Below are 22,116 nucleotides of genomic sequence, written 5' to 3'. Positions count from 1 at the left end.
GGCCATATAGGGAACGGATGTAACGGACGGGTGCCCCATGCAAAGCCGCAACAGGTTTTTCGACGACATGTCCCAGCTGATGACCAACGCGATGGGTGTGGCCCAGGGCGCGCGGGAAGAGGCCGAGACCGCTTTCAAATCCATGATCGACCGCTGGATGGCCGATCGCGACTTCGTCACGCGCGAGGAATTCGACGCCGCCCGCGCCATGGCGCAGAAGGCGCGCGAGGAGAACGAGGCGCTGAAGGCGCGCATCGAAGCGCTGGAAGCCGCCGTCAAGAAATAGTGACCGAACCGACAGGCGCCCGAACACAGGACGGGCTGCCAGGGAAGGCCGGAGAATCGTGCTGCGCCCCCGAGGGGGCGCTTTCTGTTGGGGGCCGCGCAATGGCTCTGGCTGTCTGATGTGACCGCCTCCCAATAGTTCCGCACCGGCGCAATATCTTGCGTGAGCCGCTCTTGCTGTCACAAAAATTCTTCTTTACACGGCGGTCTCTTTGCACGCACCATATGTTGTAAGGGCGGCGGGAAGCCCCGCCGGACCTAGAGCAGGCACCAAGCCCTAGTTGCTGCCAAGAAGGCTGGGGCGACAACAAACGAGGCCCGGCATGTCACTCTCCGAAGAGTTCCTGACTGAAGACCTTCACCCGATCGACATTGTCGAATCCCTCGCCGAGAGCAACGAGTGGGATTTCGACCGCGTCGCGGATGACCAGATCGCCATGGCGGTCGAGGGCCAGTGGCGCACCTACTCGATCACCCTCGCGTGGTCCGCCTTCGACGAGACACTTCGACTGATCTGCACCTTCGAGATGGAGCCGCCCGAGGACAAGCTGCCCAAGCTTTACGAGGCGCTGAACCGGGTCAACGACCAATGTTGGGCGGGTGCATTCACGTACTGGCGCGAGCAGCAGCTCATGACCTACCGCTACGGTCTGGTGCTGGCGGGAGGGCAAGTGGCCAACCCCGACCAGATCGACCGGCTGATCGGCACCGCCGTCATGGCCGCCGAACGCTACTACCCCGCGTTCCAGTTGGTGATCTGGGGCGACCAGGATCCCGAGCAGGCGATGCAGATCGCGATCGCCGAGGCCTTTGGTCGCGCCTGACCCAACCAGCCCCGGCGGGTCGGTTCCCTGTCCGGCCGCCGGGAGATGCGGCGTTGCGGCGGCCGTTCGGCCAGCCTAATCTCCGCCGAAAAGGCGACAGGGAGACATCATGGACATCGACACTGTGCACCGCCGCGGGCTGGTGCTGATTGGCTGCGGCAAGATGGGCTCGGCCATGTTGCAGGGCTGGCTGGCCGATGGCCTGCCGGATGACGCCGTGACCGTGCTGGACCCGAAACCTTCCGACTGGCTGCAGGCACAGGGCGTGCGATTGAATGCCGGACTGCCGGAGACGCCGGCAGTCGTCCTGATCGCGGTGAAGCCGCAGATGATGGACGCGGTCCTGCCGGAACTGCGGGAGCTGGCCGGTGGAGAGACGCTGTTCCTGAGCATCGCCGCGGGCACGCCCATCGCCCGATTCGAGGAGGCGCTCGGTTCGGACGCGACGGTGATCCGTGCAATGCCCAACACGCCGGCTGCGGTCGGCCGGGGAATCACCGCGATCATCGGCAATGCCCACGCCTCCGATGCGCAGATGGACCTGGCGAGCCAGTTGCTCGGCGCGGTGGGAGAGGTTGTCCGGCTGGAGAACGAGGGCCAGATGGATGCGGTGACCGGGCTGTCCGGCTCCGGCCCGGCCTATGTCTTCCACATGGTCGAGGCGCTTGCAGTGGCGGGTGAGGCCCAGGGCCTGCCGGCGGACCTGGCGCTCAAGCTGGCGCGGGCGACGGTTTCCGGTGCGGGCGCGCTGCTCGATGCCTCGGACGAGACGGCCGCGCAGCTTCGGATCAACGTCACCTCGCCCAACGGCACCACGCAGGCCGGGCTCGAGGTCCTGATGAGCGAGGAAGACGGTCTGCCTGTCCTGATGTGTCGGACGGTGGGCGCCGCCGCGGATCGTAGCCGGGAGTTGCGGAAATGAGCAGCATCAGTTTCGACGATTTCCTCAAGGTCGATATCCGGGTCGGCAAGGTCGTCCGGGCCGAGCCCTATCCCGAGGCGCGCAAGCCGGCCTTCAAGCTCTGGATCGATTTCGGCCCGGAGATCGGGGAGAAGCGCTCCTCGGCCCAGATCACCAAACACTATGATGTCGACACGCTGCCGGGACGGCACGTCATGGCGGTGGTGAACTTCCCGCCGCGCCAGATCGGCAAGTTCATGTCCGAAGTGCTGGTGCTCGGCGTTCCGGATGCCGACGGCGAGGTCGTGCTGCTGGCGCCGGATCAGGACGTGCCCATCGGCGGCCGGATGCACTGAACACCGTCACCCGCCGATCCCGTGGCTCCCGTCGTAGCTGCTGACCGGCGGCTGGCTCCAGCCGTCCTTGTCCTCGGGGGCGAAGACCTCGACCAGGAGCGGGTAGCAGGCGGCGGTGTCCGAGGAATGTTCGGACGAGCAATCGCCGCCGGGGCAGGCTGAGAGCGCGCCGAGCAGCGGGATCTCGGCCAGGAACTCGATGTAGTCGCCGGGCCGGACGGGGCTGGCCTTCATGAAATACTGGCCGGTGTCGCGCGTGAAGCCGGTGCACATGAAAACGTTGAGCACGTCGTGGACATGCCGTTCCGCGACATCCGGTGCGAGGCCGCCCCGGTTGGTCAGCGCCCGCGTCAGGTTGGAATGGCAGCAATGGTGGTATTGGCCGCCGCTCAGGAGGGCGTTCGTGTAGGGATCGCAGCGGGTGCCGATCACGTCATGCACCGAGCCGCCGAAGGAGTCGATTCCGTACCAGTCGAGCGTGTCCTCCAGGATCGTCGCCATCGGCCGCAGGAACGGAAAGACGGACCAGAGCCTGTCGCCGGTGCTGACGTGAGTGCCATGCAGCGCCCGCGTCTTGCCGGAAAAGAAGCGCTCGTCGAGGTTGTCCGCGTTCCAGAGGTTCAGATCGCCGACCTGCGGCCCTTCGACCGAGGTGATGCGAAACGCGCCGCCGGCAGGCACGTCGAAGCATCGCGCGTCGCGCGGCGGCACCAGCTTTTCCGAGACCTTTCGCATGCCGGCGCGGTGTTGCCGGTACCTCGCGAGGTCGGGGCGGGGAAGCGTGTCGTCGGGGTAGCAGATCACCGGCTGGACGGCGCGGCGGGTTTCGGCGTCGGCGGGTTCTGTCATGGGAGTCCTGTGGCGTTTCGACCGGGCGAGGGTGGCCGGGTTCGCGACGCGGCGCAAGGGCGCGCGCGGGCTGTCGGCGGCGCCTTCGGCTGTCGCATTGATGGGGCCGGTATGTCATACCTTCGGCAAATTTGACTCAAGGAGTAGAGAGATGTCGGACATTACCGACTACGGATCCAGCGTGATCAACGATATTTCAGGCCGGTTCGGGCTGTCGCGCGACGCGGTCGAACAGATGGCCCGCGCGGTCGCCAACGGTGGCGGCACCATGGCGCAGTTCAACATCCCCGAGCTTGGCGGCAACGGCCAGTGGATGGCCGGCGGCATGACCATGGTCGGGGACATGTTCAACCACGGACTGAAGGCGCAGGTCGACTCGCTCTGCGGGGCGCTCTCGGCGGCCATGGCGAGTGGCGCGTTCTTCATGGCGCCGCAGACGATCGCCGGTTCCGCCTGGTGGCCGGCGGAACTGGGCGCGCCGGCGTCGGTCGGCGGGCAGAACACCGTCCGCTATGCCTACTTTCCGCAGGCCTGCCGGATCGCCTTCGACCCCGGCAATGGCGCGCCGGTGATCCTGCTCGATACCCTGAACCACTCCATCGGTGGCTTCAGCCAGCAGCAATCCGCGCCCGGCGACCCCTTCGTTGGCATCTCGTTTTCGAGCCAGTTCGGGCAGTTCGCGTTGTCGTCACTGCCGCAGGTCGGCCCCAATATGGCCGCACAACCCCAGACGGTCGCAGCGCCCGCCGAGCCAGGCCCGATGCAATCGACGCCCCAGCCGGACCCGGCGCCGGTTCCGGAACAGGGGAGCGCGAGCTCGGCCGATATCATGGGTATGATCGAGAAACTCGGTGCGCTGCACGCCGCTGGCGTCCTGACCGACGCCGAATTCTCCGAGAAGAAGGCGGAGCTGCTCCAGCGTCTCTGAGACGCCAGCCCGACCTGAAACGAGAAAGCCCGGCCGATTGGCCGGGCTTTGTGTTTCTGGCTTCGGGCCCGTGATCAGTGCAGGCGGGCCTGCGCCATCAGCCGGATCTCGGCGATTGCCTTGCCAGGGTTCAGACCCTTCGGGCAGGTTTGCGTGCAGTTCATGATCACGTGACAGCGATAGAGCTTGTACGGATCCTCGATGTCGTCGAGCCGCTCGCCGGTGGCCTCGTCACGGCTGTCGATCAGCCAGCGATAGGCGTGCAGCAGCGCGGCCGGGCCGAGGTAGCGGTCGCCGTTCCACCAATAGGCGGGGCAGGAGGTGGAGCAGGACGCGCAAAGCACACATTCATAGAGGCCGTCGAGCTTGGCGCGGTCCTCGGGGCTCTGCAGCCATTCCTTCTCGGGGGCCGGGGTCTTGGTTTCCAGCCAGGGCATGATCGAGGCGTGCTGGGCATAGAAATGCGTCAGGTCGGGGATCAGGTCCTTGACGATCGGCATGTGCGGCAGCGGGTAGATCTTGATGTCTCCATCCTGCCCGTCGATGCCCCAGATGCAGGCCAGACGGTTGATGCCGTTGACGTTCATCGCGCAGGAGCCGCAGATCCCCTCGCGGCAGGAGCGCCGGAAGGTCAGCGTCGGGTCGATCTCGTTCTTGATCTTGATCAGGGCGTCCAGAATCATCGGGCCGCAGTCGTCGAGATCGATGAAGTAGGTGTCGAGCCGCGGATTCTGGCCGTCGTCGGGGTTCCAGCGATAGATCTGGAACTTGCGCACGTTCTTGGCGCCTTCCGGCTTCGGCCAGGTCTTGCCCGTCACGATCTTGGAGTTCTTGGGAAGTGTGAATTGAACCATGGGGTCACCTCAGCAATGTGCATGCGGCGGGTCGGCCGCTGCAAGGCTTGGGTTCGAAGGAGTGGCGAGGGGTGCGCCGCATGTCAGCGCCGCGCCCACTGGCAATAGAGATCGCCCTTGTAGAGGATGGCCGGACTGCGGCCGCAGTCCATGCCGTAGTAGCCGCCCGGCGCCCGGATCGAGCGGACGACCGTCCGCTTCTTCGAGGTCAGGCGGCCCTCCGCAGGTGCGAGGCCGACGCGCTTTGCGGCGCAGGCATTGATGTAGTCCGCATCCATGTAGGTCACGCGGTCGTACGGAACGATCCGCACGGACATCTGCGTGGTCCCGGCAGAAGGCTTCTGTTGCTCCAGGTAGGCCGAGCCGCCGACTCCCCGAATGCGCTTGCAGTCCAGAATCGCCGTACGTTGTTCCTCGACGGCGGTCAGGGCGGATGAAGCCCCGGGAAGGGCAATGCAAAGTGCAAGTGCGGCAGTCAGAAGCTTGACCCGGTTGGACATCAGTAAACCCTCGCTTTCGGTGCAATTCTCGCCAGTTCGATTCCACCTTCGTCGGGGGTGGTCAGCGGGTCAAGGTGCACGGGACGATAGGTCAGCGCGACATCGGGACCGTCCACCACGGCGAGGGTGTGCTTGCGCCAGTTGACGTCGTCGCGGTCCGGGTAGTCCTCGTGGGCATGTGCCCCGCGGCTTTCCTTGCGCGCCTCGGCCGAGACGATGGTGGCCATCGCGTTCGGCATAAGGTTGGTCAGCTCGAGCGTTTCCATCAGGTCGCTGTTCCAGATCATGGAGCGGTCGGTGACCTTGATGTCGTCCAGCTTGCCGGCCACGACCTTCATCTTCTCGACGCCCTCGGCGAGGGTCTTGTCGGTGCGGAAGACGGCTGCGTCGGATTGCATGGTCTTCTGCATCTCGTCGCGCAGGTCGGCGGTCGGGACCGCCCCATCGGCGTGGCGGATCTTGTCGAAGCGGGCGAGCGCCGCATCGAGACTGGCCTGGTTCAGTTCCGGGTTCGCCTCGTTCGGGTTGACCACTTCGCCGGCCTTGATGGCCGCCGCGCGGCCGAAGACCACGAGGTCGATCAGCGAGTTGGAACCGAGACGGTTGGCCCCGTGGACCGAGGCGCAGCCCGCTTCGCCCACAGCCATCAGGCCCGGTGCGATGCGGTCCGGGTCGCCCTCGACCGGGTTCAGCACCTCGCCCCAGTAGTTCGTCGGGATGCCGCCCATGTTGTAGTGGACCGTCGGCAGAACCGGGATCGGCTCGCGGGTCAGGTCCACGCCGGCGAAGATCTCGGCGCTCTCGGTGATCCCCGGCAGGCGCTCGGCGAGCGTCTCCTTCGGGATGTGGTTGAGGTGCAGGTAGATGTGGTCCTTGTTCGGGCCCACGCCGCGGCCTTCGCGGATCTCGATGGTCATGCAGCGGCTGACCACGTCGCGCGATGCGAGGTCCTTGTAGGTCGGCGCGTAGCGCTCCATGAAGCGCTCGCCCTCGGAGTTGGTCAGGTAGCCGCCTTCGCCGCGGGCGCCCTCGGTGATCAGGCAGCCCGAGCCGTAGATGCCGGTCGGGTGGAACTGCACGAACTCCATGTCCTGCAGCGGCAGGCCCTGGCGGGCGATCATGGCGTTGCCGTCGCCGGTGCAGGTGTGGGCCGAGGTCGCCGAGAAATAGGCCCGGCCATAGCCGCCGGTAGCCAGTACGACCATCTTGGCGTTGAACGCGTGCAGCGTGCCGTCATCCAGTTTCCACGCCAGGATGCCCTGGCATTGGCCGTCTTCCGACATGATCAGGTCGGTCGCGAAATACTCGATGAAGAACTGCGCGTCGTGCTTCACGGACTGGCCGTAAAGCGTGTGCAGGATGGCGTGGCCGGTCCGGTCGGCGGCGGCGCAGGTGCGCTGCACCGGGGGGCCTTCGCCGAATTCGGTGGTGTGGCCGCCGAACGGGCGCTGGTAGATCCGGCCGCTCTCGGTGCGCGAGAACGGCACGCCGTAATGCTCGAGTTCATAGACGGCCTTGGGCGCCTCGCGGGCGAGGTATTCCATCGCGTCGGTATCCCCGAGCCAGTCGGAGCCCTTCACGGTGTCATACATGTGCCACTGCCAGCTGTCGGGGCCCATGTTGCCGAGCGACGCGGCAATGCCGCCCTGGGCTGCCACGGTGTGCGAGCGGGTCGGGAACACCTTGGTCACGCAGGCCGTCTTGAGCCCTTGTTCGGCCATGCCGAGGGTGGCCCGGAGACCGGCGCCGCCGGCCCCCACGACGACGACGTCGTAGGTGTGGTGGGTAATGTCGTAAGCGGTCATTGTTTTCTTCTCTCCCAGGGCTCAGCCAGCGATCATGGAGGCGAACAGGATCTTGGCGAGGGCAAACAGGCCCAGTCCGCAGAAGAACCAGCCAAGCGCGGTGGTGATGATCATGCCGGCGAAGTCCCAGCCATGGGGAACGTAGTCTTCGAACACCTTCTTGATGTTGAAGCGCCAGTGGTAGGTCGTGGAGACGATGAACAGGCCCATGATCACGAAGTTGAACGGGCGGGTCAGACCTTCGATCACGACCTCGTAGGGCGCGCCGACCAGCGGCGCGATGCGGAACAGGAACAGGATGACCAGCGCGGCCATCATGTAGGAGCTGTAGGTGACTTGAAGCTGATGCTCTGCGCCGTGGGCGATGGAGCCCTTGCCGGCGGCACGCTTGCGATCTGTCAGGTATTGCATGGCGTCCTCCGGATCAGACGATGAGCAGGATGATCGAGGTCAGCACCGCGCCGACGACCGATCCGATGACGATGGCCCAGCCGAGTTTCTCGGCGGTCTCGAGTTCGAGGCCGACCGCCTCGTCCCAGATCAGGTGCCGGATGCCGCCGAGCATGTGGTACCACAGCGCCCAGATGAGGCCGAACCAGACCAGCTTGGCCAGCCACCACTTGGTGAGCCAAGCCATGTTCGCCTCGTAGGCTTCCGGTCCGGCCGCGGCGGCCAGAAGCCACCAGAGAACGAAGATGATGCCGACCGTCAGACCGTTGCCGGAAATCCGGATCAGGATCGAGCTGACCATCAGGATATGCGGCTTGTAGATCTGGAGGTGGGGCGACAGGGGACGGTTCCCCCGGTTCACATCTGCCATGAGATCTGGCTCCCTTGGTTTGCGCGGGCTGGATCCCGCATTTGACCCCTTCTGTAATACTTCCGGCGCGCGTGTCACGAGGATGCAGCAAGATTCGGCGCGGTTTATTGGCGCAAGCCGGAGAAAACAGTCGCAGAGGCGGTTGCTTTCCGAGGCCTAGCCGCCTGATCTCGCCCGGTTTCCCGTCCCCCGGCGCTGGTTCCGGCTCGCAGGCGGGCGGGGTGCGTTCCAGCATGGTCGCACTGTCTCGGCGGCTTGAAAGAAAGGCTTTTGCTGCCCGGACGATGGCTTCCGGGATGTGGTTATTCAGACCGCAGGCGTCGCCTGCCGCGGCCGTAGGCGTCCCTCCAACGGGCGGGAGGAGGTCGACATTACAGCAGTGGCCGTCGGGAACCCGTTGCGCCGGTGCCGTTCCACGGTCTGCCCTTGGAACACCGCCCAAGAGGGAGCGCATTGTTCGGGTTTTGTCTCGGAGCCGGGCAAACGTCTTGGCTGGTGTCGGAAGCATACGGCTATCGGCAGGGCGTCGGTGATTCGCACCTCGCGACGGGCTTCAGTCGGATCGCCGGTCGTCACGGCGGAACCCAGGGACCGATATCGCATATGCCGCCCGGGCGAGGTTGACCCCGTCCGTTGCCGGCTCGCCGGGATCAGAGCGGCATCAGCGCCCAGTAGTCGAGATCAAGGAGCACCTCGGGCAGGTACTTTCCGTCCTCGCCCTTGAGCCGGAACGGATCGCCGCCCTTTGTCGCCACAAGGCGCAACCGGATCGCGCCGACGCCGGGCGCCGATGTCTCGGCCTTGTCCAAAACCTCCGACCAGGCCTTCACGGTATCGCCTGCAAAACAGGGGTTTGCATGGGCACCGGCGTTCAGCCCGACAATCATCTGAGCATTCGCCAGCCCGTTGAAGCTGAGCGCGCGGGCCATCGAGATGACGTGGCCGCCATAGATCAGCCGTTGCCCGTCGGGACGGAAGGTGGCGTCGAAATGCACCTTGGCGGTGTTCTGCCAGAGCCGTGTGGCGAGCATGTGCTCGGCTTCCTCGATGGTCACGCCGTCGACGTGGTCGATCTGCTCGCCGATCTCGTAGTCGCCCCAACGGTGAGGCTCGCCGGCGAGCGCGAAATCGTAGCCGGAGAAGTTGAGCCCGGTCGGAACCACGAGCTCGGAGGCCGGGACGACGGCGGCCAGCTCGGGCACGACGGTCTCGGGGGCCGGCGCGTCGAGGTCGCCCTTGCGGACCATCACCCAGCGGACATAGTCCAGCACCACCTCGTCGCGCTGGTTGCGCCCGGTGGTGCGGACGTAGACGACACCGGACTTGCCGTTGGAGTTCTGCTTCAGGCCGATCACCTCGCTCTCCGAGCGCAGCGTGTCGCCGGCGGCGACCGGAACCCGGAAGTGGCCTTCGGCATAGCCGAGATTGGCCACCGCATTGAGCGAGATGTCCGGGACGGTCTTGCCGAACACGGTGTGGAAGGTGATCAGGTCGTCCATCGGGGCCGCGCCGAGGCCGCAGGCGCGGGCGAACTCGTCGGAGGAGGCCAGCGCGTGGCGGGCGGGGTACAGCGCATGGTAGAGCGCGCGCTCGCCGCCCGAGACGGTGCGTGGCACCGCGTGCACGATGGTCTCTCCCAGCCGGTAATCCTCGAAGAAGCGGCCGGGATTGGTCTTGGCCATGGTCAGAGCTCTCCCAGCTTCAGGTCGGGGTTGTAGGTGCCGGGCACGTCCTTCACCACCGCCTGGCCGCAGCGCATCACGCCCTTGGCGGCGTCGAAGGCGTAGGTCGGATCGCCGTGCAGGTGCCAGCCCTTGGAGAGGGCAGCGGTAACCTTGTGGCAGAAGGCCGAGGTGTCGTCCTCGGTCAGGAAGCGATAGACTTTCATGAGCTTATCCAAACGGGTAATAGCCAAGCCAGCTGTGGATCAGGCCGATCACGACCAGCAGCACGACGCTGCCGGCCAAGAACATTCCGTCCTTGGCCAGCGTGCCGGGGGCGGGGGGCGTCCACTCGGGTTCGGCGCGGTTGATGAGAACGGGGGCGACCAGCGACCAGGCCAGAAGGCCGCCGAACAGAACGATCGAGGCGAGGTCGCCATTGACCAGCAGGTGCGCAACCGCCCAGAGGCTGAAACCGGCGAGCATCGGGTGCCGCATGCCGTTCAGCAGCCGGCCCTTCTTGGGCGCCGGGCTCATCATGAAGATCGCGATCAGCACCAGCAGGTTGTTGAGATGGGTGAGGAAGGCGGGCGGATACCAGACGTTCACGAAGGCGGTCATGCGGTAGCCGACGACCATCAGCACGATGGACAGGAGCAGCCCGCCGGCCACGATCCCGCGGCCCTTTTCGTCGCCGAGCGAGGCGCGAAGATCGGGAGCGAGGCGCTTGAGAAGATGTGCGCCGCACCAGAGCGCCACGCCGAGAACTAACAGTATCCAGGCCATCGGGGCCTCCTCACGTCAGGGATGCAATGGCCTCCGCCTTCGCCAGCGTGGCCTTCGCTGTGACGATATGCAGATTCTCCACGATCTTTCCATCGACGACCGCGACACCGAGCCCTTTCGCCTCGGCCTCCTCGAAGGCGGCGATCTGGCGGCGGGCAAGATCGACTTCCTGCGTGCTCGGGGCAAACACGTCGTTCGCGATCTCGACCTGAGCGGGGTGGATCAGCGTCTTGCCGTCCATGCCGAGATCGCGGCCCTGTTCGCATTCCTGGCGCAGGCCGGCCTCGTCCTTGAAGGCGTTGTAGACGCCGTCGACGCAGACGATTCCCGCAGCGCGGGCGGCCAGCAGGGCCATCTGCAGCGAGGTCTGGAGCGGCAGACGGTCGGCCCTGAACCGGCAGTTCAACTCCTTGGCAAGGTCGTTCGTCCCCATCACGAAGCCTCCCATGCGGGGCGCGGCGGCGATGTCCTCCGCGTTCAGCACCCCGCGGGGCGTTTCGATCATCGCCCAGATCCGGGTCTCGGCGCAGGCCGGGTGGGCATCGAGCGTCGCGGCCACGGACGCGACCTGCTCGGCGCTCTCCACCTTGGGCAACAGCACGGCCTGGGGGCCGATTTCCATGATCGCGGCAAGATCCTCCGCACCCCAGTCGGTATCGGCACCGTTCAGTCGGACGATCTGGCTGCGTTTGCCATAGCCGCCTGCGGAGAGCGTCGCCGTCAGCAAGGCGCGGGCGTTGGCCTTTTCCTCCACCGCGACCGCGTCTTCGAGGTCGAAGATGATGGCGTCCACCGGCAGCGTCTTCGCCTTCTCCAGCGCGCGTTTCTTGGAGCCGGGGATGTAGAGCACCGAGCGGTAGGGGCGGGCGGCAAGATCCATGTCTCTCTCCTGTCGTTGCGCCTTCGCCTGAGACCATACCTTTGCTGCGAGCGCAAGATATGAAATGCCGCAGCGCGGAATTGCGCAAGAAACGTGCGCGCCGGATTCGCGGCGTTCCTGAGTTGACCCAATGTTAACCTTCCGTGCCCAAGCATTGTTTCCGAAACGGGGAGGATCGGATTCATGCGTTTCCATTGGGTCAACCGTCGCCGCTGGATGCGGCGCCTGCGCTGGACGGTGCGCCTTGTGTGCCTGCTGATCGCCGTGGTGGCGACGGTGTGGTCGGAAGCGGCGGCCAGCGAACGGGAATCGCCGTGCATCCCCTGCCAGCAGCCGTGCCGAACGGAGGTCTGACGAAGGATAGGCGGGCCGCTCAAGGCGCGTGCAACCGCGCGCCGCAATGCCTTCAACCCGGCCCGGACGCCAGATTCGGAGGCATTGGAAAGGCCAGAGGGGGGTGTGCAACCTTGTGCCGCGTCGCCGCGACCTTGCGCGCGCGCAGGCAAATGGCTAGGCACGCGCTCGAACAGACAACCAACCCAGGGAAGATACAGACAATGGCCAGACCCAAGATTGCCCTCATCGGTGCCGGGCAGATCGGCGGCACCCTTGCTCATCTCGCTGCGATGAAGGAACTCGGCGACGTCGTTCTCTTCGACATTGCCGAGGGCGTTCCGGAGGGCAAGGCGCTCGATATCGCCGAGTCCGGCCCGTCCGAAGGGTTCGACGCCAAGCTCAAGGGCACGCAGGACTACGCCGACATCGCCGGCGCCGACGTGTGCATCGTGACCGCCGGCGTGCCGCGCAAGCCGGGCATGAGCCGCGACGACCTTCTGGGCATCAACCTCAAGGTCATGAAATCCGTGGGTGAAGGCATCCGCGACAACGCCCCCGACGCCTTCGTCATCTGCATCACCAACCCGCTCGACGCGATGGTGTGGGCGCTGCAGCAGTTCTCGGGTCTGCCGACCAACAAGGTCTGCGGCATGGCCGGCGTGCTCGACTCCGCGCGCTTCCGCCACTTCCTGAGCCTCGAGTTCGACGTCTCCATGAAGGACGTCACCGCCTTCGTGCTCGGCGGCCACGGCGACACGATGGTTCCGTCGGTGCGCTACTCCACCGTTGGCGGCATCCCGCTGCCGGACCTGGTCGAGATGGGCTGGACCACGCAGGAGAAGCTTGACGCGATCGTGCAGCGCACCCGTGACGGTGGCGCCGAGATCGTCGGCCTGCTGAAGACCGGCTCCGCCTACTACGCTCCGGCGACCTCCGCGATCGAGATGGCTGAAGCCTACCTCAAGGACCAGAAGCGCCTGCTGCCCTGTGCCGCCTGGTGCGACGGCGAGCTCGGCCTCAACGGTCTCTACGTCGGTGTGCCGACCGTGATCGGCGCCGGCGGTGTCGAGAAGGTCGTGGACATCAAGCTTTCCAAGGAAGAGCAGTCGATGTTCGACAGCTCCGTCGCCGCCGTGCGCGGCCTGGTGGAAGCCTGCAAGGCCATCGACTCGAGCCTGGCCTGATCTTTCTTGCGCGGCGGCCAAGGTCGCCGCGCGATTTCCCCTTCTGACGGGCGAATGGCGCCGCGTGAGGACTGGCGCAGCAGCGGGCCATGCAAGGCGAGAGCCCGGCTCGACGCCGACATCCGAACTCACCCGACATCTCTGATCTTTTCAACGTTTCGACGCTGCCCATGCGCCTGCTTGCAGGAGCCGGCAGGCCGTTCCGGTCTGCATGTGCGCGCTACCTCGACGCGCCAGGTACGCGCGTCATCAGTCGTGCGGCGTTCTCCGGACCCAGCATCTCGTCGAAATGCCGCGTTTCGAACCGCGGTCGGTGTCCCGGCAGGAGGCGGGCGATCTCGGCCTCCGGGTCGATTTTCGCGCTGCTGAGTGCGCCGATCAGGCTGAGCGCGAGGTCTTCCTGCTCCGACAGGTGAAACAAGTCGCCATGGAAATCGAGGATCGCACGGAGGTCCGGACAGGCGTCCCGCACATGGCGCACCTGCGCCTGCCGTTGTGGATGCAGGAGCGCGTCGATCGCTGCGTCACCCTGTTCGGCATAGCGCAGGGTCTTTGCGGCCCAGTGCAGCGGGGTCAGCCCGTCGAAATGCAGCAAGGCGGCATGACGGGCGGTGCGGTAGGGGGGCAGGTGGTTCTCCGTGCCGCGCCCCGCGCGCGGCGAATGGGTGTTGATGCGGAAGTCGCGGCCGGTAGCAGAGAGCGCCTTGCCGATCGGATGCCCGGCGAACCCGTTCCACAGGAAACGCGCCTTGGAGCCGTAGATCCGCGCGAGGTCGTCGTCGGCGTCCTTGACCGGTTTGCGGAACACCCCGTCAAAGATCGTGTCGCCCTGCGTGCCGGGGCGCCAGACGCGCTCGAAGTTGCGGATCTTGAGCCATCCATCGCCGGGGCGCAGCGCCTCCAGTTCCTCGCCGAGGGGAGTGGGCAGGTGGAGGAACTCGTCGGCATCGATGTGCAGGAGCCAGTCGACGGAGGTTCGGTTGTACGTCCATGTGGCATTCAGCATCTGGCGTTGCGATTGAAGCGCCGGGCGTTCACGCCGGCGCGTGCCTTGCCAGTAGTCCTCGCCGCAGCGGTGGACGGTGCAGCCGGGGACCTGCTCCAGCAGAGCGGCGCCGGGATCTTCCGGGTCGTCGAAGAACAGCGTGACCTCGGCGGCGCCGAGCCCGAGGTGGTGCGCGGCGAAGGCCAGAACGAGATCGGCCGGCTCCCGCACCGTCGCCACCACGCCCCAACTGAAATCCTGCGCCACGCTGCTCCTCCCGTTTCCGGCCAAGGGGTCACCCCGATCCGTTCATCCTACAGCCCGATGGTGCAATCTGGTTTGCGAGGCGGCGATTCCGTGGCAGGGTGCCGTTGGGTAAGATCGAGCCACCGCTTTGGCACCGCTCGATGGCCAACGCGTGTCCGACAACTGATTCTGTTGGCCTCGGACGCCTCGGCGCGCTGGACTCCCGCTTTGTGATCACACCTTTTGGGGCTGTGATCACAAATGTCGCTTTTTGCGCTAACAAAGGGCTCCGAAGCGAAAAAACCGTTCACTTGCACACGACGGCATGCCAGTGAGGCAAAAATCGCAGCAAGACGGGACAAGTTCATGAACATCCATGAATACCAGGCGAAAGCTCTGCTTCGCGACTACGGCGCCCCGGTCAGTGATGGCCGCGTCGTCCTCAAGGCCGAGGAGGCCAAGACCGCAGCCGGAGAAATGGACGGGCCGCTCTGGGTCGTCAAGGCGCAGATCCACGCCGGCGGCCGCGGCAAAGGGTCCTTCAAGGAAGCCGACGCGGGCGAGAAGGGCGGCGTCCGTCTTGCCAAGTCGGTCGAGGAAGCCGCCGACGAGGCGCGCAAGATGCTCGGCCGCACGCTGGTGACCCACCAGACCGGCCCGGCCGGCAAGCAGGTCAACCGGATTTACATCGAGGACGGCTCGGGCATCGAGCGCGAGCTCTACCTCGCGCTTCTGGTCGACCGCGGCACCTCGCGCATTTCCTTTGTCTGCTCGACCGAGGGCGGCATGGACATCGAGGAGGTCGCGGCCTCCACGCCGGAGAAGATCCTGTCCTTCTCCGTCGACCCGGCCACCGGCTACCAGGCGTTCCACGGCCGCCGCATCGCCTTCATGCTGGGCCTCGAAGGCCAGCAGGTGAAGCAGTGCGTCAAGCTGATGGGCACGCTCTACAAGCTCTTCGTGGACAAGGACATGGAGATGCTCGAGATCAACCCGCTGATCGTGACCGACGGCGGCGACCTCAAGTGCCTCGACGCCAAGATGGGCTTCGACGGCAACGCCATCTACCGCCACCCGGACATCGCCGCGCTGCGCGACGAGACCGAAGAGGACCCGAAGGAGCTCGAGGCTTCGAAGTTCGACCTGAACTACATCGCGCTCGACGGCGAGATCGGCTGCATGGTCAACGGCGCCGGCCTCGCGATGGCCACGATGGATATCATCAAGCTCTACGGCTCCGAGCCCGCCAACTTCCTCGACGTGGGCGGCGGCGCGACCAAGGAGAAGGTGACCGAGGCCTTCAAGATCATCACCTCCGACCCGAACGTGAAGGGCATCCTGGTGAACATCTTCGGCGGCATCATGCGCTGCGACGTGATCGCCGAGGGCGTTGTCACCGCCGTCAAGGAAGTGGGCCTGAAGGTCCCGCTGGTCGTCCGTCTCGAAGGCACGAACGTCGAGAAGGGCAAGGAGATCATCAACACCTCCGGCCTCAACGTGATCGCGGCCGACAATCTCAAGGATGGTGCCGAAAAGATCGTTGCAGCTGTCAAGTCCGCGGCCCAATAAGCCCCCGACACCTGCAACCGGGGGCGCCTGTCCGGTGCCCCCCTTTCGAAGAGAGATCACCCCATGCGTGCCGTCGTCCACATAGGCCTTCCCAAGACCGGAACCACCTCGATCCAGGGCTGGTTGCAGGCGAACGCCGACCGTCTGCCCGAACGCGGGGCCGCCTATGACCGGATCAACTATCCGGACCTGAAGCGGCGTCGGGCGCATGTGGAGCTTGGCATCTGCCAGATGGATCGTGCCGGCGAACTGATGCCGCACAAGGAGACGCGCCGGTTCTACGGGCTCACCGACCTGGAGGCCCAGGCCGAGGTCGCCCGCGTCTATACCGAGGTCTTCGGCAAGGCCGTGAAGCGCGGCAAGGACCTGACGTGGATCTTCTCGAGCGAGGATCTCGGCAGCCTGACCACCACGCCGCAGCTGGCAAAGGCGCTTGACGGCTGGATGGGGCAGTTCTTCTCCGACGTTCGCTATGTCTGCTACATCCGCCGGCAGGAAGACTGGCTGCTGAGCCGCTACTCCCAGACCCTGCGGCATGGCGCGACGCATACGCTCGACGAGTTCCTCGAGAACGCGAAGCAGCGCAATTACCACGAGATGGGCAAGCTCTGGTGTGACGCCGTCGGCTCCGATCGCTTCGTGCTGCGCCTGCTCGAACCCGATGCGATGAAAGACAGCGACCTGATCGCCGATTTTGCCGATGCGGTCGGCATCGACCATACCGGTCTGACCGTGCCCCCGCGCAAGAACGAGGCGTTGAGCGTTGCTGCCGCAGAGTTCCTGCGCCAGGCCAACGTCAAGCTGCAGCAGGTCGGCGGCCGGCGCGCGGTTACCGATCTGATGCGCGACGCCGAGAGCCGGCTGATGCAGCTGCCGTCCGCCGAGCGAAAGCTGGTGCTGACGGCCGGTCAAATCGCCAGCATCCGCGAGGCGAACGAGACCACCAACCGCAAGCTGCGCGATGATTTCTTCCCCGAGCGGGCCGAAATGTTCCCGCCGAAGTCGAAGCCCGCGCCAAGCGATCCGGCCGTCAACCAGCCGACGATCGACGAATTGTGCGAGGCTGGGCTCGAGTTCGTCATTCCGACGCCGGCCTCTGGCGGCGACGGCAAGGGCGGCCGCAAGAAGGGTCGCAAGGGCGGCAAGAAGCGCCGTCAGAACAGGGAAGCGGCACAATGAAGGCCGTCTTCCATATCGGCCGACCCAAGACCGGGTCCACGACGCTGCAGGTGTTCCTGGAACAGAACTGCAAGGTGCTGGCCCGGCGTGGCGTCTTCTATGACCGGATCGTGCCGGACATCTCCAGCCAATGGGAATTTCCCATCGCCGCGCTCGCGGAACTCGGTCACCTGCCGCCCGATCCCTACATTCGGCGGATGCTCGGGCTGGAGGATGTCGCCGACGCAAGGGCCTATGCCGACGAGATGATGCAGGCGGTCACGCAGCACCTGGCCGCTGCGCCCAAGTCCATGCACACCTGGGTCGGCTCGAGCGAGCACGCCTGGCCTTACCTGTTCGACCAGGAGCGCATCGGCACCTTCGACCGTCTCATGAAGTCGCATTTCGACGAGGTGACCTACGTCGTCTACCTGCGCCGCCAGGAGGACCTGATCCTGAGCGCCTATTCAGAGGCGGTCCGGCGGGGCGTGGACAAGAGCTTCCAGGATTTCGTGGAAACCTTCCTCAAGAAGGGCCACGGCAACCACATGAAGAACCTCCGGCAATGGGCGAATGTCGCGGGCGAGGAACGTCTCGTCGTCCGCCTGCTGGAGCGTGATGCGCTGAAGGGCGGGGACCTCGTCGAGGATTTCTGCGACGTCCTCGGCACCGACGCCTCCGGGCTGGTCCGGCCGGACATCTACAACCCGTCGCTGACGCAGAAGTCGCTCGATGCCTTCCTGCTGATCAACCGGCACATCGCCTCGGTCACCACCAAGGACGAGACGCTGCAGTCGCTGCGTACCGAACTGTGCCGTGCGTCCGAGTACTGGGGCGCCGACGGACCGGCCCTGACGCTGCCCTTGCCGCTGCTCAACCGCATCCGCAGCCAGCTCGGGCCGAGCAACGAGAAACTGCGCGAGAGGTTCTTTCCCGACCGGGAAGAGCTCTTTCCGCCGAAAACCCCGAAGGCGCCGGACGGCGCCGCGCGGGCCCGCAAACTTGAGCCTACAAACGATTCCAACTGAGAAGAGACCATCATGGCCGTACTCGTCGACGAAAACACCAAGGTTATCTGTCAGGGCTTCACCGGTAGCCAGGGCACGTTCCACTCCGAGCAGGCAATCGCCTACGGCACCAAGATGGTCGGCGGCGTGACCCCCGGCAAGGGCGGCATGGAACACCTCGGCCTGCCGGTGTTCGACTCCGTCCACGAGGCCAAGGCCGTGACCGAGGCGAATGCCTCCGTGATCTACGTTCCGCCGCCGTTCGCCGCCGACTCCATCCTCGAGGCGATCGACGCCGAGATGGAGCTGGTGGTCTGCATCACCGAGGGCATCCCGGTGCTCGACATGATGAAGGTCAAGCGCGCGCTGGTCGACAGCAAGACCCGCCTGATCGGCCCGAACTGCCCTGGCGTCATCACGCCGGATGCCTGCAAGATCGGCATCATGCCGGGCCACATCCACAAGCGCGGTTCGGTGGGCGTCGTGTCCCGCTCCGGCACGCTGACCTACGAGGCGGTCGCCCAGACCACCGCCGCGGGCCTCGGCCAGTCCACCTGCGTCGGCATCGGCGGCGACCCGATCAAGGGCACCGAGCACCTCGACGTGCTGGAATGGTTCCTGGCCGATGACGAAACCCACTCGATCATCATGATCGGCGAGATCGGCGGCTCCGCCGAGGAAGAGGCCGCCCAGTTCCTCAAGGACGAAGCCAAGAAGGGCCGTTCCAAGCCCTGCGCCGGCTTCATCGCCGGCCGCACGGCGCCTCCGGGCCGCCGCATGGGCCACGCGGGCGCCATTGTCGCCGGCGGCAAGGGCGGCGCCGAGGACAAGATCGAAGCCATGCGCTCTGCCGGCATCGTCGTGGCGGAAAGCCCGGCCAGCCTCGGCGAGGCTGTGCTCGAGGCCATCGGCTGACGTCATGAGACAGCGCGCGGCCATCCGGAACAGTCTGCAAGGACACCCGTCATCCGACGGGGGGATCGGCCGCGCCGGAATTCGGCGGCTCCTGTCATCCGCGACAGGGGCAGTTCCGCTGTCTCCGTGTCAGGGCAATGGTCGCGGCGGCCGCGGCGTGTTCCCGCCGATCGGTCCGCAGCCCCTGTCGGGGCAGTCGTCCAACGACCGGGCCTTTCTGGATTTGCGGGGCGCCCATGCCTAGCTTCTCCGACATGTATCTCAAGACCCTCCGCAATCCGTGCGGTCTCAAAAATAACCAATAGGTGCCAACATGACCGAGCACAGCAAGAACGACATCTTCCACGCCTCCAGCTTCCTGCAGGGGCACAACGCCGAATACGTGGAGCAGCTCTACGCCCGCTACACTGCCGATCCGGCATCGGTGGACGAGGCCTGGGTGGAGTTCTTCCGGCAGCTGGGCGACGGAGAGGCCGAGGTGCGCGCCGAGGCGAAAGGCCCCTCCTGGGCCCGTCAGAGCGGCTTTGTCGCCGACGAGCTGACCGCGGCGCTCACCGGTGAATGGCCGGTCGAGGAGGTCAAGGACGCCGGCAAGAAGATCAAGGCGAAGGCCAGGGAAAAGGGCGTCGAGGTCACCGACGATCAAGTCAAGCGCGCGGTGCTGGACTCGATCCGGGCGCTGATGCTGATCCGCGCCTACCGGATCCGCGGTCACCTTGTGGCAGATCTCGATCCGCTGGGCATGCGCGACCAGACCCCGCATCCGGAACTCGACCCGGCCTCCTACGGCTTTGCCGAGGCCGACATGGACCGGCCGATCTTCATCGACAACGTGCTCGGGCTGCAGATGGCCTCGATGCGCCAGATCCTCGACATCGTGAAGCGCACCTATTGCGGCACCTTCGCGCTGCAGTACATGCACATCTCCGATCCCGAGCAGGCCGCCTGGCTGAAGGAGCGGATCGAGGGCTTCGGCAAGGAGATCCAGTTCACCCGCGAGGGCCGGCGCGCGATCCTCAACAAGCTGGTCGAAGCAGAGGGATTCGAGAAATTCCTGCATGTGAAATACATGGGCACCAAGCGCTTCGGCCTCGACGGCGGCGAGGCGCTGATCCCGGCGATGGAGCAGATCATCAAGCGCGGCGGTGCGCTCGGCGCCACCGAGGTCGTGGTCGGCATGCCCCACCGCGGCCGGCTTTCGGTTCTGGCCAACGTGCTGAGCAAGCCCTACCGCGCGATCTTCAACGAGTTCCAGGGCGGCAGCTTCAAGCCCGATGATGTGGACGGCTCGGGCGACGTGAAATATCACCTCGGCGCCTCCTCTGACCGCGAGTTCGACGGCAACATCGTCCACCTAAGCCTGACCGCGAACCCCTCGCACCTCGAGGCGGTGAACCCGGTGGTGCTTGGCAAGTGCCGCGCCAAGCAGGACCAGCAGAACGACCAGCAGCGCACCAGCGTGATCCCGATCCTGCTGCACGGCGATGCGGCATTTGCGGGGCAGGGCGTGGTCGCCGAATGCTTCGGTCTTTCGGGGCTGAAGGGCCACCGCACCGGCGGCACGATCCATATCGTGGTGAACAACCAGATCGGCTTCACCACCGCGCCGCACTTCTCGCGCTCCTCGCCCTATCCGACGGACATCGCGCTGATGGTCGAGGCGCCGATATTCCACGTCAACGGCGACGACCCGGAGGCCGTGGTGCACGCCGCCAAGGTCGCCACCGAGTTCCGCCAGAAGTTCCACAAGGACGTGGTGATCGACATCTTCTGCTACCGCCGGTTCGGGCACAACGAGGGCGACGAGCCCATGTTCACCAACCCGATCATGTACAACCGGATCAAGAAGCATAAGACCACGCTGGCGCTCTACACCGAGCGACTGGTCAAGGACGGCCTGATCCCGGAAGGCGAGATCGAGGACATGAAGGCCGCCTTCCAGGCTCACCTGAACGACGAGTTCGAGGCCGGCAAGGAATTCAAGCCGAACAAGGCGGACTGGCTCGACGGCCGCTGGTCGCATCTCGACCGCGAGGGCGATCAGTACCAGCGCGGCCAGACGGCGATCTCGGCGGAGACGCTGGAGGAAGTCGGCCGGTCGCTCGTGACCGGTCCCGAAGGCTTCCCGCTGCACAAGACTGTCGGGCGGCTTCTCGAAGCCAAGAAGCAGATGTTCGAGACCGGCGAGGGCTTCGACTGGGCGACGGCCGAGGCGCTGGCCTTCGGCTCGCTGCTGACCGAGGGCTACCCGGTCCGCCTTGCCGGCCAGGACTCGACCCGCGGCACCTTCTCGCAGCGGCACTCGGGCTTCATCAACCAGCAGGACGAAGAGCGCTACTACCCGCTGAACCACATCCGCGAGGGGCAGGCGCAGTACGAGGTCATCGACTCGATGCTCTCCGAATACGCCGTGCTCGGGTTCGAGTACGGTTACTCGCTGGCCGAACCCAACGCGCTGACCCTGTGGGAGGCCCAGTTCGGCGACTTCGCCAACGGCGCGCAGATCATGTTCGACCAGTTCATCAGCTCGGGCGAGAGCAAGTGGCTCCGCATGTCCGGCCTGGTAATGCTGCTGCCGCACGGCTTCGAAGGGCAGGGCCCGGAGCACTCCTCCGCCCGTCTCGAGCGCTTCCTGCAGCTTTGCGGTCAGGACAACTGGATCGTCGCCAACTGCTCGACCCCGGCGAACTACTTCCACATCCTGCGCCGCCAGCTGCACCGCTCGTTCCGCAAGCCGCTGGTGCTGATGACGCCCAAGTCGCTGCTGCGCCACAAGCTCTGCATCAGCCGGAAGGAAGACTTTATCGAAGGGTCCTCCTTCCACCGCGTCCTGTGGGATGATGCGCAATACGGGAATTCCGAGACCAAGCTGAAGCCGGACAACGAGATCAAGCGGGTCGTGATGTGCTCGGGCAAGGTCTATTTCGACCTGCTGGAGGAGCGCGACGCGCGTGGCATCGACGACATCTACCTGCTTCGCGTCGAGCAGTTCTATCCCTTCCCGGCGATCTCGCTGGTCAAGGAACTGGAGCGGTTCAAGGAGGCCGAGATGGTCTGGTGCCAGGAAGAGCCCAAGAACCAGGGCGCCTGGACCTTCATCGAGCCCAATATCGAATGGGTCCTGACCCGGATCAAGGCACGGCACAACCGTCCGGTCTATGCCGGCCGCGCCGCCTCCGCCTCGCCGGCCACCGGCCTCGCCAGCCAGCACAAAGCACAGCAAGCCGCGCTCATCGACGAAGCGCTGACCATCGAAGGAAAGTAAGA

The 22,116-nt window shown here is 65.6% G+C and carries 23 protein-coding genes; 12 read left to right on the top strand and 11 right to left on the bottom strand.

Features of this window, described 5'->3' with window-relative positions; all coding sequences use genetic code 11:
• Positions 1–37 precede the first annotated feature (37 nt).
• From CHB86_RS21850 to CHB86_RS21835, 4 genes are all read left to right on the top strand, one after another.
• On the top strand, positions 38–286 hold the full coding sequence (locus tag CHB86_RS21850) for an accessory factor UbiK family protein (RefSeq protein WP_089235247.1): 249 nt from the start codon (positions 38–40) through the stop codon (positions 284–286).
• Between the two features lie 322 nt (positions 287–608).
• Positions 609–1,109: a type III secretion system chaperone family protein gene (locus CHB86_RS21845; protein ID WP_089235246.1), complete on the top strand. Its 501-nt coding sequence runs from the start codon at positions 609–611 to the stop codon at positions 1,107–1,109.
• A gap of 109 nt (positions 1,110–1,218) precedes the next feature.
• Positions 1,219–2,031, top strand: a complete 813-nt coding sequence (gene proC, locus CHB86_RS21840) for a pyrroline-5-carboxylate reductase (protein ID WP_089235245.1) — start codon at positions 1,219–1,221, stop codon at positions 2,029–2,031.
• The gene (locus CHB86_RS21835) at positions 2,028–2,366 is read left to right on the top strand and encodes a tRNA-binding protein (protein ID WP_089235244.1); all 339 of its coding nucleotides are present in this window, start codon (positions 2,028–2,030) and stop codon (positions 2,364–2,366) included. The genes proC and CHB86_RS21835 overlap by 4 nt, the downstream gene beginning before the upstream one ends.
• Before the next feature lie 6 nt (positions 2,367–2,372).
• On the opposite strand, the gene CHB86_RS21830 is transcribed toward CHB86_RS21835, so the two are convergent.
• Complete coding sequence (locus CHB86_RS21830) at positions 2,373–3,215, bottom strand: urea carboxylase-associated family protein (protein ID WP_089235243.1); 843 nt, start codon at positions 3,213–3,215, stop codon at positions 2,373–2,375.
• 151 nt (positions 3,216–3,366) lie between these two features.
• Here CHB86_RS21830 and CHB86_RS21825 point away from each other — a divergent pair, with 151 nt between their 5' ends.
• Positions 3,367–4,143, top strand: coding sequence for an SHOCT domain-containing protein (locus CHB86_RS21825; protein WP_089235242.1), 777 nt, complete (start codon positions 3,367–3,369; stop codon positions 4,141–4,143).
• 74 nt (positions 4,144–4,217) lie between these two features.
• On the opposite strand, the gene CHB86_RS21820 is transcribed toward CHB86_RS21825, so the two are convergent.
• The 9 genes from CHB86_RS21820 to CHB86_RS21780 all read right to left on the bottom strand — a co-directional run bounded on the left by CHB86_RS21820 (position 4,218) and on the right by CHB86_RS21780 (position 11,449).
• On the bottom strand, positions 4,218–4,997 hold the full coding sequence (locus CHB86_RS21820; protein WP_089235241.1) for a succinate dehydrogenase iron-sulfur subunit: 780 nt from the start codon (positions 4,995–4,997) through the stop codon (positions 4,218–4,220).
• 83 nt (positions 4,998–5,080) lie between these two features.
• Positions 5,081–5,497 carry a hypothetical protein gene (locus CHB86_RS21815; protein ID WP_089235240.1) on the bottom strand — a complete coding sequence of 139 codons (417 nt, stop codon included), beginning with the start codon at positions 5,495–5,497 and terminating at the stop codon, positions 5,081–5,083.
• Positions 5,497–7,302 (bottom strand): succinate dehydrogenase flavoprotein subunit, encoded by a 1,806-nt coding sequence (sdhA, locus tag CHB86_RS21810; RefSeq protein ID WP_089235239.1) that lies wholly within the window; start codon positions 7,300–7,302, stop codon positions 5,497–5,499. Before sdhA ends, CHB86_RS21815 begins: the two co-directional genes overlap by 1 nt.
• 21 nt (positions 7,303–7,323) lie before the next feature.
• Positions 7,324–7,713 (bottom strand): succinate dehydrogenase, hydrophobic membrane anchor protein, encoded by a 390-nt coding sequence (locus tag CHB86_RS21805; protein WP_089235238.1) that lies wholly within the window; start codon positions 7,711–7,713, stop codon positions 7,324–7,326.
• A 13-nt stretch (positions 7,714–7,726) separates the two neighbouring features.
• Positions 7,727–8,122 carry a succinate dehydrogenase, cytochrome b556 subunit gene (gene sdhC / locus CHB86_RS21800; RefSeq protein ID WP_089235237.1) on the bottom strand — a complete coding sequence of 132 codons (396 nt, stop codon included), beginning with the start codon at positions 8,120–8,122 and terminating at the stop codon, positions 7,727–7,729.
• Between the two features lie 650 nt (positions 8,123–8,772).
• Positions 8,773–9,804: a MaoC family dehydratase gene (locus CHB86_RS21795; RefSeq protein ID WP_089235236.1), complete on the bottom strand. Its 1,032-nt coding sequence runs from the start codon at positions 9,802–9,804 to the stop codon at positions 8,773–8,775.
• A 2-nt stretch (positions 9,805–9,806) separates the two neighbouring features.
• Positions 9,807–10,010: a DUF1737 domain-containing protein gene (locus CHB86_RS21790; protein ID WP_089235235.1), complete on the bottom strand. Its 204-nt coding sequence runs from the start codon at positions 10,008–10,010 to the stop codon at positions 9,807–9,809.
• Positions 10,011–10,014: 4 nt separating this feature from the next.
• Positions 10,015–10,569: an NnrU family protein gene (locus CHB86_RS21785; RefSeq protein ID WP_089235234.1), complete on the bottom strand. Its 555-nt coding sequence runs from the start codon at positions 10,567–10,569 to the stop codon at positions 10,015–10,017.
• A 10-nt stretch (positions 10,570–10,579) separates the two neighbouring features.
• Complete coding sequence (locus CHB86_RS21780; RefSeq protein ID WP_089235233.1) at positions 10,580–11,449, bottom strand: HpcH/HpaI aldolase/citrate lyase family protein; 870 nt, start codon at positions 11,447–11,449, stop codon at positions 10,580–10,582.
• Between the two features lie 183 nt (positions 11,450–11,632).
• Here CHB86_RS21780 and CHB86_RS24760 point away from each other — a divergent pair, with 183 nt between their 5' ends.
• Positions 11,633–11,803, top strand: a complete 171-nt coding sequence (locus tag CHB86_RS24760; protein ID WP_176442974.1) for a hypothetical protein — start codon at positions 11,633–11,635, stop codon at positions 11,801–11,803.
• Positions 11,804–12,006: 203 nt separating this feature from the next.
• Complete coding sequence (gene mdh / locus CHB86_RS21775) at positions 12,007–12,969, top strand: malate dehydrogenase (protein WP_089235232.1); 963 nt, start codon at positions 12,007–12,009, stop codon at positions 12,967–12,969.
• 220 nt (positions 12,970–13,189) lie between these two features.
• Here mdh and CHB86_RS21770 read toward each other — a convergent pair whose 3' ends face one another.
• Complete coding sequence (locus CHB86_RS21770) at positions 13,190–14,221, bottom strand: glycosyltransferase family 2 protein (RefSeq protein WP_176442973.1); 1,032 nt, start codon at positions 14,219–14,221, stop codon at positions 13,190–13,192.
• 345 nt (positions 14,222–14,566) lie between these two features.
• On the opposite strand from CHB86_RS21770, the gene sucC reads away from it, so the two are divergent.
• From sucC to CHB86_RS21745, 5 genes are all read left to right on the top strand, one after another.
• Positions 14,567–15,769: an ADP-forming succinate--CoA ligase subunit beta gene (gene sucC / locus CHB86_RS21765; RefSeq protein WP_089235230.1), complete on the top strand. Its 1,203-nt coding sequence runs from the start codon at positions 14,567–14,569 to the stop codon at positions 15,767–15,769.
• A gap of 63 nt (positions 15,770–15,832) precedes the next feature.
• The gene (locus CHB86_RS21760) at positions 15,833–16,948 is read left to right on the top strand and encodes a hypothetical protein (protein ID WP_089235229.1); all 1,116 of its coding nucleotides are present in this window, start codon (positions 15,833–15,835) and stop codon (positions 16,946–16,948) included.
• Positions 16,945–17,955: a carboxylesterase family protein gene (locus tag CHB86_RS21755; RefSeq protein WP_089235228.1), complete on the top strand. Its 1,011-nt coding sequence runs from the start codon at positions 16,945–16,947 to the stop codon at positions 17,953–17,955. The genes CHB86_RS21760 and CHB86_RS21755 overlap by 4 nt, the downstream gene beginning before the upstream one ends.
• 12 nt (positions 17,956–17,967) lie before the next feature.
• A complete protein-coding gene (sucD, locus tag CHB86_RS21750) occupies positions 17,968–18,849 on the top strand; it encodes a succinate--CoA ligase subunit alpha (protein WP_089235227.1) in 882 nt (293 codons plus the stop codon).
• Positions 18,850–19,162: 313 nt separating this feature from the next.
• The gene (locus CHB86_RS21745) at positions 19,163–22,114 is read left to right on the top strand and encodes a 2-oxoglutarate dehydrogenase E1 component (protein WP_089235226.1); all 2,952 of its coding nucleotides are present in this window, start codon (positions 19,163–19,165) and stop codon (positions 22,112–22,114) included.
• Positions 22,115–22,116: the final 2 nt, after the last annotated feature.

The organism is Tropicimonas sediminicola, assembly GCF_900188335.1.
Taxonomy (GTDB): Bacteria; Pseudomonadota; Alphaproteobacteria; order Rhodobacterales; family Rhodobacteraceae; genus Tropicimonas; species Tropicimonas sediminicola.
This window is presented reverse-complemented; position numbering and strand designations above follow the sequence as displayed.